1 protein-coding gene is annotated in these 1,087 nt (G+C 74.4%); it reads left to right on the top strand.

The features are described 5' to 3' along the window. The coding region (locus tag FNH08_RS50420) for an ADP-ribosylglycohydrolase family protein (protein WP_152778737.1) at nt 1-1,085 on the top strand (1,085 nt) is incomplete at its 5' end. Between the last annotated feature and the right edge of the window lie 2 nt (nt 1,086-1,087).

The raw sequence follows: 1,087 nt of genomic DNA, 5'->3' as shown, positions 1-1,087 counted from the left end.
GGGCCGAACAGCAGGACTTTCGTAGCCGGGTGCGCGGGGCGCTGCTCGGGGTGGCTCTCGGGGACGCGCTGGGCGCGCCGATCGAGGGGCTGACCCTGGAGGAGATCCGCGCGACGCACGGCCCGGAGGGGATCGTCGACCTGGCGCCCGCGTACGGCAAGCGCGGCGCGGTCACCGATCTCACGCAGCTCACCCTCTTCACCGTGGACGGGCTGATACGGGCCCAGGTGCGCCGGGACACGGGTGCCTGGCATCCGCCGACGGACCTGCACCGGGCGTACCTCAGATGGTTCGCGACGCAACGGGACTGGGGGCCCGACGAGAGACGCAAGGACGACGGGTGGCTGGCCCGCGAGGAGTGGCTGTACGCCCGTCGCGACCCCTCCCGCGCCTGTCTGCTCGGCTTCGGCGACGAGACCATGGGCACGCTGGACGCGCCCAAGAACCCCGGCGAGCCCGGGCCCGAGGCCGCTGCCCGTTCCGCGCCCTTCGGGCTTCTCGTCGGCTGGGAGTCGCAGCTGGTGGTGCAGCTCTCCGTGGAGTGCGCGGCGCAGACGCACGGGCATCCTCGGGCGTATCTCTCGGCGGGGGCGTACGCCTCGATCGTGCACGCGATGGCGCGTGGGGACACGCTCGACGCGGGTGTCCAGCAGGCGCTGGTGCTCCTTGCCGCACGGCCCGGCCATGAGCCGGTCACCGCCGCCCTCCAGCAGGCCCTCGGTGCCGTACGGCAGGGCATGCCGTCGCCGACGCGGGTCGAGGAGCTCGCCGGGGACGGTACGGCGGACGGGGCGCTCGCGGTGGCCGTGTACTGCGCGCTGGTGGGGGAGGACATACGGCACGGGCTGTGTCTCGCGGTGAACCACGGTGGGCCCTCCCGGGCGGCGGGGGCGCTCACGGGTGGCCTGCTGGGTGCCCTCCACGGCGAGACGGCCCTCCCGCCGGCCTGGCTGGCCGAGCTGGAGGGCCGGCCCACGATCCTCGTCGTGGCGGACGACTTCGCGATGGAGATGACCCAGGGGCCGGCACTCCATGGTCCCGCCGGTTCGTCGCCGGGCTGGCTGGCCCGGTATCCGCGGGCCTGAGA

Source organism: Streptomyces spongiae (assembly GCF_009377185.1).
GTDB classification, from domain to species: Bacteria; Actinomycetota; Actinomycetes; order Streptomycetales; family Streptomycetaceae; genus Streptomyces; species Streptomyces spongiae.
This window is presented reverse-complemented; position numbering and strand designations above follow the sequence as displayed.